General features: G+C 71.4%; 12 protein-coding genes. 7 read left to right on the forward strand and 5 right to left on the reverse strand.

Features of this window, described 5'->3' with window-relative positions; translation table 11 throughout:
* Positions 1-18: 18 nt before the first annotated feature.
* On the forward strand, positions 19-1,032 hold the full coding sequence (locus AC3WRT_RS10315; RefSeq protein ID WP_492721541.1) for an NUDIX hydrolase: 1,014 nt from the start codon (positions 19-21) through the stop codon (positions 1,030-1,032).
* Positions 1,033-1,063: 31 nt separating this feature from the next.
* On the opposite strand, the gene AC3WRT_RS10320 is transcribed toward AC3WRT_RS10315, so the two are convergent.
* Positions 1,064-2,038 carry a heme o synthase gene (locus AC3WRT_RS10320; protein ID WP_492721544.1) on the reverse strand — a complete coding sequence of 325 codons (975 nt, stop codon included), beginning with the start codon at positions 2,036-2,038 and terminating at the stop codon, positions 1,064-1,066.
* Positions 2,039-2,224: 186 nt separating this feature from the next.
* Between AC3WRT_RS10320 and tkt the strand changes: the two genes are divergently transcribed.
* Genes tkt through pgl form a run of 6 tightly spaced genes read left to right on the forward strand, consistent with a single transcriptional unit; the run spans position 2,225 to position 10,943 of the window.
* On the forward strand, positions 2,225-4,588 hold the full coding sequence (gene tkt, locus AC3WRT_RS10325; RefSeq protein WP_492721546.1) for a transketolase: 2,364 nt from the start codon (positions 2,225-2,227) through the stop codon (positions 4,586-4,588).
* A gap of 5 nt (positions 4,589-4,593) precedes the next feature.
* Positions 4,594-5,706, forward strand: coding sequence for a transaldolase (tal, locus tag AC3WRT_RS10330; RefSeq protein WP_492721548.1), 1,113 nt, complete (start codon positions 4,594-4,596; stop codon positions 5,704-5,706).
* A complete protein-coding gene (locus AC3WRT_RS10335) occupies positions 5,703-7,355 on the forward strand; it encodes a phosphoglucose isomerase-related protein (protein WP_492721551.1) in 1,653 nt (550 codons plus the stop codon). Before tal ends, AC3WRT_RS10335 begins: the two co-directional genes overlap by 4 nt.
* Complete coding sequence (gene zwf, locus AC3WRT_RS10340) at positions 7,352-8,893, forward strand: glucose-6-phosphate dehydrogenase (RefSeq protein WP_492721553.1); 1,542 nt, start codon at positions 7,352-7,354, stop codon at positions 8,891-8,893. Before AC3WRT_RS10335 ends, zwf begins: the two co-directional genes overlap by 4 nt.
* The gene (locus AC3WRT_RS10345; RefSeq protein WP_492721555.1) at positions 8,890-10,209 is read left to right on the forward strand and encodes a glucose-6-phosphate dehydrogenase assembly protein OpcA; all 1,320 of its coding nucleotides are present in this window, start codon (positions 8,890-8,892) and stop codon (positions 10,207-10,209) included. The genes zwf and AC3WRT_RS10345 overlap by 4 nt, the downstream gene beginning before the upstream one ends.
* Entirely contained in the window at positions 10,206-10,943 is a 738-nt protein-coding gene (pgl, locus tag AC3WRT_RS10350) for a 6-phosphogluconolactonase (RefSeq protein ID WP_492721557.1), read from the forward strand. Before AC3WRT_RS10345 ends, pgl begins: the two co-directional genes overlap by 4 nt.
* 86 nt (positions 10,944-11,029) lie before the next feature.
* Here pgl and AC3WRT_RS10355 read toward each other — a convergent pair whose 3' ends face one another.
* The 4 genes from AC3WRT_RS10355 to AC3WRT_RS10370 form a co-directional block, all read right to left on the reverse strand.
* Complete coding sequence (locus AC3WRT_RS10355; RefSeq protein ID WP_492721559.1) at positions 11,030-11,380, reverse strand: RNA polymerase-binding protein RbpA; 351 nt, start codon at positions 11,378-11,380, stop codon at positions 11,030-11,032.
* A gap of 12 nt (positions 11,381-11,392) precedes the next feature.
* The gene (gene secG / locus AC3WRT_RS10360) at positions 11,393-11,638 is read right to left on the reverse strand and encodes a preprotein translocase subunit SecG (RefSeq protein ID WP_492721563.1); all 246 of its coding nucleotides are present in this window, start codon (positions 11,636-11,638) and stop codon (positions 11,393-11,395) included.
* A 156-nt stretch (positions 11,639-11,794) separates the two neighbouring features.
* Positions 11,795-12,613, reverse strand: coding sequence for a triose-phosphate isomerase (tpiA, locus tag AC3WRT_RS10365; protein WP_492721567.1), 819 nt, complete (start codon positions 12,611-12,613; stop codon positions 11,795-11,797).
* Entirely contained in the window at positions 12,613-13,821 is a 1,209-nt protein-coding gene (locus AC3WRT_RS10370; RefSeq protein WP_492721571.1) for a phosphoglycerate kinase, read from the reverse strand. Before AC3WRT_RS10370 ends, tpiA begins: the two co-directional genes overlap by 1 nt.
* Between the last annotated feature and the right edge of the window lie 99 nt (positions 13,822-13,920).

Here is a 13,920-nt window from a genome sequence, read left to right on the forward strand (position 1 = left end):
CTTGCCTAGGCTGGGGTCGTGAGCGACCAGCCGACCCTGCGTGAGGGCGAGCTCGTGCTGCGGCCGTGGACGCTGGACGACAGCGACGCCACGCGCTCCCTGCACGACGACGAGATCGCCCGCTGGTTCGACTCCCCGGCCACCCCGCCGACCGCCGAGGAGCACCACGCCTGGATCCGGCGCACGCACACCGAGTGGGCCCACCGGTCCAGGGCGACCTTCCTCGTCGAGTGGGGCGGGTCGGCCGCAGGCACCGTCGACGTGCGCGTCCAGGGCCTGGGGGTCGGAGTCCTCTCCTGGGCGGTCTACGCACCACACCGGGGCCAGGGACTCGCGTGGCGGGCCGTGCGCCTGCTCGTCGAGTGGGCCTGGGACGGTCTCGGCGTCGAGCGCGTCGAGGCGCACGTCAACCCCGGCAACCGCGCCGCGGTGCGCACTGCGCTGCGCGCCGGGCTGCGCCGCGAGGGACTGCTGCGCGGCAACACCACCCTGGGCGGCGCCCGTCAGGACACCCTCGTCCTCGGCCGCCGGCGTGACGACGCGCACCCCGACTCGCGCCAGGGCTTCACGGCGATGCTCGACTCGACGCTGCCGACGAAGCGCGCCATCGGCCAGGGCGCCCTGCGCTCCCCCTCCGGACACGTGCTCCTGTGCGAGCTCGTCTACAAGCGCGACTGGGACCTGCCGGGAGGCGTCGTCGACCGGCACGAGTCCCCCGCCGCCTGCGTGGTGCGCGAGGTCCGCGAGGAGCTCGACCTCGTCGTGACGGCTGGTCCGCTCCTCGCCGTCAACTGGCTCCCGGCCCTGCACGGCTGGGCCGACGCGACGGCCTTCGTCTTCGACCTGGGCACCATCGAGCCCGACGTCATCGAGCGGGCGCACCTGCAGCAGCGCGAGATCCGAGACGTCCACTGGACAGGCCCGCACGACTGGCCCGGTCGGGTGGCGCCCTACAACGAACGCCTGCTCAAGGCCCTGCACCACCACGAGGGCGGCACGCTCTACCTCGAGGACGGCGCGCCGACCCCCTGACCGCGGCACACGGCATACGCCCTCGGTGGGCTCAGGAGAGGAACGGCAGCGGCAGGTGCCAGATCGGGTCGAGCGCGACCCCCACGAACAGGATCGTGAGGTACGTGATCGAGAAGTGGAACAGGCGCATCGGCTTGAGGACGTCGTCGGCCGCACCGGCCCGCGCCCTGGCCAGCAGTCGGTGCGCCTCGGTCAGGAAGAGCCCGCCGGCCACCACGGCCGCCGCGGTGTAGACCCAGCCGACGTGTTGGACGGGGATGAGCGCGAGCGAGGTCAGCACCATCGCCCAGGAGTAGGCGACGATCTGCCGCGCGACGACGACGAAGCGCTCGACGACCGGCAGCATCGGCACGTGCGCCGTGGCGTAGTCGTCCTTGTAGCGCAGCGACAGCGGCCAGTAGTGCGGCGGCGTCCAGAAGAAGATGACGAGGAAGAGGATGAACGCCGACCAGCTGAGCGAGCCGGTGACGGCCGACCACCCGATCAGCACCGGCATGCAGCCCGCTGCGCCGCCCCACACGATGTTCTGGGCCGTGCGCCGCTTGAGCAGCAGGGTGTAGCCGAAGACGTAGAAGGCGAGGGCGCCCAGGGCGAGCCACGCGCTCAGCCAGTTGACGAGCAGTCCCAGCCACAGGGTCGACGCGACGGTCAGCGCGACGCCGAAGACGAGCGCCCCCCGCGGACTGACCGTGCCGGTGACCAGGGGCCGGCGGCTCGTGCGGTGCATGACGGCGTCGATGTCGCGGTCGATGTAGCAGTTGAGGGTGTTCGCGGCGCCGGCCGACAGGGTGCCACCGACGACCGTCGCGACGACGAGCCAGAGGTTGGGCACGCCGTGCTCGGCCAGGAACATCACCGGGATGGTCGTGATGAGGAGCAGCTCGATGATCCGCGGCTTCATCAGCGAGACGTACTGTCCGACGAGGAACTTCACCCCACTGCCGTTCGGACCGTGCAGCGCCGAGAGGTCGGCGCGGGGGTCCACCGTTGTCACTGAGATCCTCACCGCTGGTACGTCGCTCCGACCCTGGGGTACGAAAGCATTGCGTCGCAAGTCTAGACCGTCAACGCGGACGGCCGGCACCGCGCCGAGGGGCGCCGAACCACCCTTCGGGCGAGGTGTGATCCCTCACAGCACGGGGACTAGGCTCGTCGCAGTACGCGACCCACCTTGCCGAAGGAGAACCGTTCCGTGCCCACCGCTGCGTCCAGCGCCGCCCCCACGGCGAAGAATCCCACCCGATCCAGCACCTCGCGGACGGCGAGGACGAAGGGCCTGCTGGCACAGCGCGACCCGGGTCTGCCGATGCCCGTGGCGAAGAAGGCCGGCTGGAGCGACCTCGACGTGCGCGCGGTCGACACGACGCGTCTGCTCGCCGCGGACGCCGTGCAGAAGGTCGGCAACGGCCACCCCGGCACGGCCATGTCCCTCGCGCCGCTCGCGTACCTGCTCTACCAGAACGTCATGACGCACGACCCCTCCGACCCGGCGTGGCTGGGACGCGACCGGTTCGTGCTCTCGTGCGGGCACTCGAGCCTCACGCAGTACATCCAGCTCTACCTCAGCGGCTACGGCCTGTCCCTCGACGACCTCAAGTCGCTGCGCACGTGGGGCTCGCTGACCCCTGGTCACCCCGAGGTGCACCACACCCCCGGCGTGGAGATCACGACCGGGCCCCTCGGCTCGGGCCTCGCCTCGGCGGTCGGCATGGCCATGGCGCAGCGCCGCCAGCGCGGGCTCTTCGACCCGGACGCGAAGCCGGGCACGAGCCCCTTCGACCACCACGTCTACGTCATCGCCTCCGACGGCGACATGCAGGAGGGCGTCTCCCACGAGGCCTGCGCGCTCGCGGGCCACCAGGAGCTCGGCAACCTCACCGTCCTCTACGACGCCAACCAGATCTCCATCGAGGACGACACCGACATCGCCTTCAGCGAGGACGTCGGCGCGCGGTTTGAGGCCTACGGCTGGCACGTCGTCGAGGTGGACTGGCGCCAGGACGCCGACGGCGCCACCTACGTCGAGGACGTCGACGCCCTCCTCGCCGCGATCCGCTCCGGTGACAAGGTGACCGACAAGCCGACCCTCGTCGTGCTTCACACGATCATCGCGTGGCCGGCGCCGACCAAGCAGAACACCGGCAAGTCGCACGGCTCCGCGCTCGGCGACGACGAGGTCGAGGCGACCAAGGAGCTCCTCGGCTTCGACCCGAAGAAGAGCTTCGTCGTCGAGCCCGCCGTGCTGAAGCACGCCCGCGACGTCGTCAAGCGCGGCAAGGCGGCCCACCGCGAGTGGGACAAGTCGTTCAAGGCCTGGCGCAAGGCCAACCCGGACCGCGCGCAGCTGCTCGACCGGATCCTGTCGGGGCAGGCGCCCGCAGGCCTCTCCAAGGCGCTGCCCTCCTTCCCTGCCGATGAGAAGGGCGTCGCCACCCGCGCCGCCTCCGGCAAGGTGCTCACCGCCCTCGCCGACGTCATGCCGGAGCTCTGGGGTGGGTCCGCCGACCTCGCCGAGTCGAACAACACGACGATGGAGGGCGAGCCCTCCTTCATCCCCAGCGGCAAGCAGACGCGCTCGTGGAAGGGCGGCCCCTACGGCCGAACGCTCCACTTCGGCATCCGCGAGAACGGCATGGGCATGATCCTCAACGGGATCGCGCTCGAGGGCCTGACCCGTCCCTACGGCGGCACCTTCCTCGTCTTCTCCGACTACATGCGCCCGGCCGTCCGCCTCGCCTCGATCCAGCAGGCGCCCGTCACGTACGTGTGGACGCACGACTCCATCGGCCTCGGCGAGGACGGCCCGACCCACCAGCCGATCGAGCACCTCGCCGCCCTGCGCGCCATCCCGGGCCTCGACGTCGTGCGTCCCGCGGACGCGAACGAGACGGCGGCCGCCTGGGCCCAGATCCTCACGAACACCGACGGCCCCGCGGCACTGTGCCTGACGCGCCAGCCCGTGCCGACGTGGGACCGCAAGAAGTACGGCAAGCTCAGCGGCGTCGCCAAGGGCGCCTACGTCCTCGTCGAGGAGTCGCGTCCCGGCGACCCGGACGTCGTCCTCGTCGCCACCGGCTCGGAGGTCCAGCTCGCCGTCGAGGCCGCCGAGCGGCTCGAGAAGTCCAAGATCGCGACGCGCGTCGTCTCGATGCCGTGCCGGGAATGGTTCGAGAAGCAGGGCCGTTCCTACCAGGACAAGGTCCTGCCGCCGGCGGTTCGCGCCCGCGTGAGCGTCGAGGCCGGGATCTCCATGGGCTGGCACGACATCGTCGGCGACGCCGGGCGCATCGTGAGCATCGAGCACTTCGGTGCCTCTGCCGACCAGGCCACGCTCTTCCGTGAGTTCGGCATCACCGCCGACGCCGTCGTCAAGGCCGCAAAGGACTCCCTCAAGGCCGCCCGGAACGGAGCGAAGAGCGCACCCGGGGTGACCGAGACCAACCCGGCGCGCGCCGCCCAGAGCGCCTCCACCGACGTCATGGGCGCCGTGGACCACACCGGCAGCGGCAACGCCGCCCGCGCGGCAGCCGCATCCGCAACGAGCAAGGGGAAGTGACCAGCATGACCAACCCGAACACCCAGGCACTCTCGGAGGCAGGCGTCTCCATCTGGCTCGACGACCTCTCCCGTGAGCTCATCGAGACCGGCAGGATCTCCGAGCTCATCGAGGAGCGCAACGTCGTCGGCGTCACCTCCAACCCGTCGATCTTCCAGGCGGCGATGGCCAAGGGCGAGCGCTACAACGACGACCTCGCGAAGCTGACCAAGGACGGCAAGGACGTGGAGGAGGTCGTGTTCGAGCTGACGACCTCCGACGTGCGCGAGGCGTGCGACCTCTTCCTGCCGCTCTACGAGTCGACCGAGGGCGTTGACGGCCGCGTCTCCATCGAGGTCGACCCGCGGCTCGCCCACGACACCGACAAGACGGTCGAGCAGGCCAAGGCGCTGCATGCCGCCGTCGACCGCCCGAACGTGCACATCAAGATCCCGGCCACCAAGGCGGGCCTGCCGGCCATCACGGCCACCATCGCCGAGGGCATCAGCGTCAACGTGACCCTGATCTTCTCGCTCGAGCGCTACCGCGCCGTCATGAACGCCTACCTCGAGGGCCTGGAGAAGGCGCACGCCAACGGCCACGACCTGGCGAAGATCCACTCCGTCGCCTCGTTCTTCGTCTCGCGCGTCGACACCGAGATCGACAAGCGCCTCGACGCCGTCGGCACCGACGAGGCCCGCGCCCTCAAGGGCAAGGCGGGCCTCGCCAACGCGCGCCTCGCCTACCAGGCGTTCGAGGAGGTCTTCTCCACCCCGCGCTGGGGCTCGCTCGCCGAGGCCGGCGCCAACGTGCAGCGCCCCCTCTGGGCGTCCACGGGTGTCAAGGACCCGGCATACCCCGACACGATGTACGTCACCGAGCTCGTCGCAGCGGACGTCGTCAACACGATGCCCGGCAAGACGCTCGAGGCGACCGCCGACCACGGCGACATCCACGGCGACACCGTGACGGACGGCTACGAGCTCGCCAGCAACGTCCTCGACGACCTCGAGGGCGTCGGCGTCTCCTACACGGAGGTGGTCGAGCTGCTCGAGAGCGAGGGCGTGGAGAAGTTCGAGAAGGCGTGGGGCGAGCTCCTGGACGGCGTCACCGCAGAGATGGAGAAGGTGACCGCATGACGTCGCTGTCCGTCACGGCATCAGGGGCAGCGGCGGACGCGATCGGGACGCACGTGCCGACCCTCGTCGACGACTCCGTCGCCAGCCGGCTCTTCGCCAAGGACGCCACCCTCTGGGGTCCCGAGGCAGAGTCCGAGTCACGGATCCGTCTGTCGTGGGTCGGCCTCTCGCGCTCCTCCCGTCCACTCGTCGGCGAGATCGCCGCCCTCCGTGAGTCGTTCGCCGAACAGGGCCTGACGCACGTCGTGCTCTGCGGCATGGGTGGATCGTCGCTCGCACCGGAGGTCATCTGCGCGACGGCCGGCAAGCCGCTCGTCGTGCTCGACTCCTCGGACCCCGACTACGTACGCCGTGCGCTCGGTGAGGACCTCGACCGCACCGTCGTCGTGGTGTCGAGCAAGTCCGGCTCCACCGTCGAGACCGACTCCCAGCGACGCGCGTACGAGCAGGCGTTCACCGACGCCGGCATCGACCCGACGGCCCGCATCGTCGTCGTCACCGACCCCGGCAGCCCGCTCGACCAGGAGTCGCGCGAGAAGGGCTACCGCGTCGTCAACGCCGACCCTGAGGTCGGCGGCCGCTACTCGGCGCTGACCGCCTTCGGGCTCGTGCCGAGCGGCCTCGCCGGAGTCGACGTCGAGGCGCTCCTGGACGAGGCGGAGTCCGTCGCCGACGTGCTGGCTGCCGACGACGACGCCAACCCGGGACTGCGTCTCGGGGCCGCCATGGGCGGCACCGACCCGCTGCGCGACAAGCTCGTCCTCGTCGACGACGGCTCCGGCATCGTCGGGTTCGCCGACTGGGCGGAGCAGCTCATCGCCGAGTCGACCGGCAAGAGCGGCACCGGCGTCCTGCCCGTCGTCGTCGGGGGTGACGACGCCCCCGAGGTCACGGGGCCCGCACCGGACGTCACCGTCGCGCGACTGGTCGACGCCGATGCCGAGGTCGATGCCCAGGCCGACGCCGGTGGGGCTGCCGGCTCCGAGATCCGCGTGGGTGGGGCCCTCGGCGCCCAGCTGCTGCTCTGGGAGGTGGCCACGGCCGTGACCGGCCGTCTGCTCGGCATCAACCCCTTCGACCAGCCCGACGTCGAGAGCGCCAAGAAGGCCGCCCGCACGCTGCTCGACCAGGGCCTGGGCCAGAGCGACGACGCCGCCGCCACCGACGGCGCCGTCGAGATCCGGGCCCTCGGGGGCTCCGGCGACTGGCTCGGCGACGCGCGCACCGTGCCGGCGGCACTGGACGCGCTCTTCGCTCAACTCGATTCGCAGCGCGGCTACGTCGCTGTGATGGCCTACCTCGACCGTCTGGCCGATGCCGACCTCGCCGAGTGCCGCGTGGCGCTTGCCCGGCGCACCGAGCGCCCCACGACCTTCGGCTGGGGGCCGCGGTTCCTGCACTCGACGGGCCAGTTCCACAAGGGCGGCCCAGCCCAGGGTGTCTACCTGCAGATCACGACGACACCGAAGCAGGACCTTCCCATCCCCGGCCGTGAATTCACCTTCGGCGACTTCATCGCCTCGCAGGCCGGCGGGGACGCCGCGGTGCTCGCCGACCACGGTCGCCCCGTGCTGCGCCTGCACCTCACCGACCACGACGCCGGGCTCGCCCAGCTCCGCGAGGCTCTCCTTGCAGGAGGGCGTGCATGAGCCCGACGCGCATCGCGCACGGCCAGAACCCACTGCGGACCGCCGAGGACAAGCGCCTCCCCCGCATCGCGGGACCCTGCGGTCTCGTGCTGTTCGGTGTGACCGGTGACCTCGCCCGCAAGAAGCTCATGCCGGCCATCTACGACCTCGCCAACCGCGGGCTGCTGCCGCCGGGCTTCTCGCTCGTCGGCTTCGCCCGGCGCGACTGGGCGGCCCAGGACTTCGGACAGGTCGTCCACGACGCCGTCAAGCAGCACGCGCGCACCCCGTTCAGCGAGGACGTCTGGCGCAACCTGTCCGAGGGCTTTCGTTTCGTGCCAGGCACGTTCGACGACCCGGCAGCCTTCGACCTGCTCGCGAAGACGGTCGCCGAGCTCGACGAGGACCGCGGCACCGGCGGCAACCACGCCTTCTACCTCTCCATCCCCCCGGGCTTCTTCGCGACGGTGTGCGAGCAGCTCGAGCGCTGCGGCCTGACCAAGGCGCAGGGCGAGAGCTGGCGACGGGTCATCATCGAGAAGCCGTTCGGCCACGACCTCAAGAGCGCCCAGGAGCTCAACCGGATCGTCGAGAGCGTCTTCCCGCAGGACTCGGTCTTCCGCATCGACCACTACCTCGGCAAGGAGACGGTCCAGAACCTGCTGGCCCTGCGCTTCGCCAACCAGCTGTTCGAGCCGGTGTGGAACGCCAACTACGTCGACCACGTGCAGATCACGATGGCCGAGGACATCGGCATCGCGGGCCGTGCCGGCTACTACGACGGCATCGGCGCCGCCCGCGACGTCATCCAGAACCACCTGCTCCAGCTGCTCGCCCTGACGGCGATGGAGGAGCCGGTCTCGTTCGACGCCAAGGACCTTCGAGGCGAGAAGGAGAAGGTGCTCTCGGCCGTGCGGCTGCCTGCCGACCTCGACAAGGGCGCGGCCCGAGGGCAGTACGCGCGTGGTTGGCAGGGCGCCGAGGAGGTCGTCGGCTACCTCGAGGAGGACGGCGTCGACCCCAAGTCGGTCACCGAGACCTTCGCCGCCGTGACCCTCGAGGTCGACACCCGCCGCTGGGCGGGTGTCCCGTTCTACCTGCGCACCGGCAAGCGGCTCGGCAAGCGCGTCACCGAGATCGCCGTGGTCTTCAAGCGGGCCCCGCACCTGCCCTTCGAGCACACCGCGACGGAGGAGCTCGGCCAGAACGCCATCGTCATCCGGGTGCAGCCCGACGAGGGCGTCACCCTCCGCTTCGGCTCGAAGGTGCCCGGCGCGCAGATGGAGGTCCGGGACGTGACGATGGACTTCGGCTACGGCTCGTCGTTCACCGAGGCCTCGCCCGAGGCGTACGAACGCCTCATCCTCGACGTCCTGCTCGGCGACCCGCCGCTCTTCCCCCGTCACGAGGAGGTCGAGTCGTCCTGGCGGATCCTCGACCCGCTGATGAAGCACTGGGCCAAGGCCGGCAGGCCGGAGCAGTACCCCGCCGGCACGTGGGGGCCGCCGTCGGCCGACCAGATGCTCGAACGCGACGGACGCAAGTGGAGGATGCCGTGATCCGCGACCTCACCGACACCACGACCACGGGCATCAGCAAGACCCTGGTTCGCCTCCGCAACGAGGTCGGCGCGATGGCTCTCGGTCGCGTGCTCACCCTCGTCGTGGTCGTCGAGGACACCGACGCCGGCACTGCCATCGAGGTGGCCAACCAGGCCAGCCGCCAGCATCCCTGCCGCATCGTCGTGGTCATCTCCGGCGACCGGCGCGGCAAGAACCGCCTCGACGCGCAGATCCGTCTCGGCGGTGACGCCGGCGCCAGCGAGATCGTCGTCCTCCGGCTCTACGGAGCCCTGGCCAACCACGGGCCGAGCGTCGTCGTGCCACTGCTGCTGCCGGACTCCCCCATCGTGGCCTGGTGGCCGGGCGAGGCGCCGGCGGACGTTGCCAAGGACCCGATCGGCGCCATGGCCCAACGCCGCATCACCGACGCGGCCGAGCACCGCAACCCGCGGCTCATGCTCAAGAAGCGGGCGGCGAACTACGCGCCGGGCGACACCGACCTCGCGTGGACGCGACTGACGCGCTGGCGTGGGCTGCTCGCCGCGGCCCTGGACCAGCCGCCCTACGAGCCGATCACCGGCGCCGTCGTCAGTGGCGCGCCCGACTCGCCGTCCTCCGACCTGCTCGCGGCCTGGCTCTCACGTCGGCTCAAGGTGCCGGTGCACCGGGTGTCGACCCCGCGCGGCTCCGGGATCAGCTCCGTGCGCCTCGAGCGCAAGAGCGGACCCATCGACCTCGTGCGTCCCGGTGACGTCGTCGCCACCCTGTCGCAGGTGGGCCAGCCGGACCGCCGGATCAGCCTGCCGCGACGCGAGCTCCCGGAGTGCCTCGCCGACGAGCTGCGCCGCCTCGACCCCGACGACGCCTACGAGGACGCCCTGCTGCACGGCCTCAGCGCCCTGCAGCCGGTGCGACTCACGGCCGCCGCCGCAGCCAAGGCGGGCAAGGCTCCCGACCCGGCCGAGTCCCGGCGCCTCGCCGCCCGCCTCGGGCGCGACGAGTCGGCGAAGGAGGCCAGCGCGATGATCACCGCACCACCGGCCCCGGAGCACGCCGAGACCGCCGACGTCCACGCCGCCACGGTGCGCAAGCTCGCCGGCAAGCGCACGCCACGCGAGAAGCAGGCCGCCAAGGACCGCCAGAAGACGGCCGAGGTCGCTGCCAGCGCGGAAGGGTCGACGTCCAGGACCAGCACGGCCAAGCGGACCCCGGCCAAGAGGGCTGCCGCCAAGCAGACCACCGCCAAGCGTGCGACGGCGAAGCGGGGTACGACCAAACAACAAGCCACGGCGAAGCCGGCGGCGTCCCCGTGACGGCCGACCCACGGGTCCTCGTCCATCCGGACAAGCAGGCCCTCGCCGATGCGGCCGCGGCCAGGCTGGTGACGGCCCTGCTCGACGCGCAGACCCGCAACCCCGAGGCGCAGGTCGCTCTGACGGGCGGCTCGATGGGGTCGTCGATCATCGCCTCCGTCCTTCGCACGCCGGGCCGCTCGGCCGTGGACTGGTCGCGGGTGCGGGTCTGGTGGGGCGACGAGCGCTACCTGCCGGCCGGCGACCCCGACCGCAACGACACCCAGAACGACGAGGCCGGGCTCAACTCGCTGGGGCTCGACCCGGCCAAGGTCCACCGGGTGGCCGGACCTGAGGCGTCGGAGAGCGCCGAGGCCAGCGCTGCGGCATACGCCCAGACCATCCGGGAGCACGGGCAGAAGGCGTGGGACGTCGTTCTGTTCGGCGTCGGTCCCGACGGCCACGTCGCCTCGCTCTTCCCGCACCACCCGGCGCAGCGCCGGGCCGACGAGATCGCCGTGGCGGTCCACGAGTCGCCGAAACCCCCGCCCGACCGGGTCAGCCTGACGTTCGAGTGCTTCGAGCGCAGCCGGGAGGTGTGGTTCCTCGTCGCCGGTTCCGACAAGGCCGACGCCGTAGCGGCGGCGCTGGCACCGGGCGCCGACCGCTGGGACGTCCCCGCGGCCGGCCCGAAGGGCGAGGCCGCCACGCTGTGGCTCGTCGACGTCGACGCGGCTGCGCGCCTCGGAGGCTGACGCACCCGCACGTGCACGACATGGCGAAGGGCCCGGGAGACTCCTCCCGGGCCCTTCGTGGTCATCGTGGTCGCGCGTGCGTCAGCTCACTGGATGAGGCCGCGCTCGCGCAGGGTGCTGAGGGCCTCGTCGAGGATCGCGGCGCCGTCGGCGTCGCTGCGGCGCTCCTTCACGTAGGCCAGGTGCGTCTTGTAGGGCTCCACCTTCGGCGGAGCCGGCGGGTTGGCCTTGTCCTGCCCGGCGGGGAAGCCGCACCGGGGGCAGTCCCAGGTCTCCGGGAGCACCATGCCGGGCTCCTCGGCGAAGCTCGGACGGGTCTCGTGCCCGTTGGAGCACCAGTAGGAGATGTGGACCCGAGGAGCCGAGTCGCCGCGCTCTGCCTCACCCATCGGGCCGGCGCCGACCCTGCTTCCACGAATGGCGTTACCGCTGGCCATCTGTTCGTCCTCTCAGCTCGCGAAACGGGCCAGGAGGCCCAGACCGATGATCGCCGTCGCCCACACGAGCGCCACTGCCACCGTGAACCGGTCGAGGTTGCGCTCGGCGACCGAGGAGCCACCCAGTGACGTGGACATGCCCCCGCCGAACATGTCGGACAGGCCGCCACCCTTGCCCTTGTGCAGCAGGATGAAGAGGGTCAGGATCATGCTGGACAGCACCAGCAGGACCTGAAGCACGATGCGAACCGCATCCACGTGGTCACTCCAAATCGTCGGTATCTCGGGGGTCGACGTGCCGGTCGGCCCGTCCCCCGCGTGTTCCGGGGCTCGGGCAAGGATACCTGCCCGAGTGCCCATCGGCCGAACGCCCTCCCGCGGTCCGTCGCGGGCCTGCTCGGCCGATGGGGCGGGTCAGGCCGTGGCGAGGTGGTCGCGGTAGCGGCAGATCGACGCGAACTCCACCGGGTCGATCGAGGCACCGCCGACGAGGGCGCCGTCGACGTCCTCCTGGGCCATGATCGCCGCGACGTTGGACGCCTTGACGCTGCCGCCGTAGAGCACGCGGACACCGTCGGCGACGTCGGCGCCGTAGAGCTCGGCGAGCAGCGCGCGGATGGCCGCGCAGACCTCCTGCGCGTCCTCGGGCGTCGCGACCTCGCCGGTGCCGATGGCCCAGATGGGTTCGTAGGCGATGACGACCGAGGCGGCCTGTTCGCTCGTCACCCCGGCGAGGTTCTCGCGCAGCTGCGCGACGACGTGCTCGACCTGGCGGCCCTCCTTGCGCACGTCGAGCCCCTCCCCGCAGCAGAGGATCGGCGTCAGGCCATGGGTGTATGCCGCCTTGACCTTCGCGTTCACGAGCGCGTCGGTCTCGCCGTGGCCCTCGCGTCGCTCGCTGTGCCCGACGGCGACATAGGTGCAGCCGAGCTTGGCCAGTAAGGCACCGGAGATGTCGCCGGTGTAGGCGCCGGACGTGTGCGGCGAGAGGTCCTGGGCGCCGTACCTGAGGTCGAGCTTGTCGCCCTCGACAAGGGTCTGCACCGAGCGCAGGTCGGTGAACGGCGGCAGCACAGCGACCTCGACGGCCGCGTGGTCGTGCTTGGCGTCACGCAGCGTCCAGTCGAGCTTCTGCACCAGGTGCGTGGCCTGAAGGTGGTCGAGGTTCATCTTCCAGTTGCCGGCCATGAGCGGCACGCGCCCGGGCGGCCTGGCGTCCTTGGTCCTGGCCATCAGGCGTCGCCCTCCTCGAGCACGGTCAGGCCGGGCAGCTCCTTGCCCTCGAGGTACTCGAGGCTCGCGCCGCCCCCGGTCGAGATGTGCCCGAAGTCCGAGTCGGCGAAGCCGAGCTGTCGCACCGCGGCGGCGGAGTCGCCACCACCGACCACCGTGAGCGCGCCGCCCTTGGTGACGTCGACGAGCGCCTGCGCGACGGCCTTGGTCCCGGCGGCATACGGCTCCATCTCGAAGGCCCCCATCGGGCCGTTCCAGAAGACCGTGCGGCAGTCGGCGAGCTTGTCGGCGAAGAGCGCGCTGGACTCGGGGCCGATGTCGAGGCCCATCCGGTCCGCGGGGATGGCGTCGGCCGCGACGACCTCCTGGGCGGCGTCGGCGCTGAAGGCGTCCGCCGCGACGACGTCGATGGGCAGCACGATCTCGACGCCCTCCTTCTCGGCACGGTCGAGGTAGCTCTTGACGGTGTCGATCTGGTCGGCCTCGAGCAGGCTCTTGCCGACCTCGTGGCCCTGGGCGGCGAGGAAGGTGAAGAGCATGCCGCCGCCGATCAGGAGACGGTCGGCGGGGCCGAGGAGGTTGCCGATGACGCCGAGCTTGTCGGAGACCTTCGCGCCTCCGAGCACGACGGCGTACGGCCGCTCCGGGTCCTGGGTCAGACGCCGCAGGACGTCGACCTCGGTCGACACGAGATCGCCGGTGGCGTGTGGGAGCAGGCGGGCGACATCGTAGACCGACGCATGCTGGCGGTGCACGACGCCGAAGCCGTCGGAGACGAAGACATCAACGAGAGAGGCGAGCTCACCCGCGAACTCGGCGCGCCCCTCATCGGTCTTGGCGGTCTCACCGGCGTTGAAGCGGAGGTTCTCGAGGAGCAGCACCTGGCCGTCCTCGAGGGCGGCGGCCTTTGCCTTGGCGTCCTCGCCGACGGTGTCCTCGGCGAAGACCACCTCGCGGCCGAGCACCTCGCCGAGGCGCTTGGCGACGGGGGCCAGCGAGTACTTGGCCTCCGGGGCGCCCTTGGGGCGGCCGAGGTGGGCGCAGACGAGCACGCGGGCGCCGGCGTCGGCCAGGCCCTTGATCGTCGGGGCGGAGGCGCGGATGCGGCCGTCGTCGGTGATCGTCGAGCCGTCGAGCGGCACGTTCAGGTCGGACCGCACGAGGACGCGCTTGCCGCGCAGGTCCCCGAGGTCGCTGATGGTCTTCACGCGGGATGCCTCTTCAGTGGTGGGAGTTCAGCCGGGCATGGGTTACGGGCATGGATACGGGCATGGGTGCGGCCACCGCCTCGGTGCTCGCGTGAGCAC

This window comes from Terrabacter sp. FW104-15G4B (genome assembly GCF_058790095.1).

Coding starts and splice junctions, on each gene's coding strand:
- tal (WP_492721548.1), top strand. CDS start 4,594: ATGACCAACCCGAACACCCAGGCACTCTCGGAGGCAGGCGTCTCCATC.
- AC3WRT_RS10335 (WP_492721551.1), top strand. CDS start 5,703: ATGACGTCGCTGTCCGTCACGGCATCAGGGGCAGCGGCGGACGCGATC.
- zwf (WP_492721553.1), top strand. CDS start 7,352: ATGAGCCCGACGCGCATCGCGCACGGCCAGAACCCACTGCGGACCGCC.
- AC3WRT_RS10355 (WP_492721559.1), bottom strand. CDS start 11,380: ATGGCCAGCGGTAACGCCATTCGTGGAAGCAGGGTCGGCGCCGGCCCG.
- tpiA (WP_492721567.1), bottom strand. CDS start 12,613: ATGGCCAGGACCAAGGACGCCAGGCCGCCCGGGCGCGTGCCGCTCATG.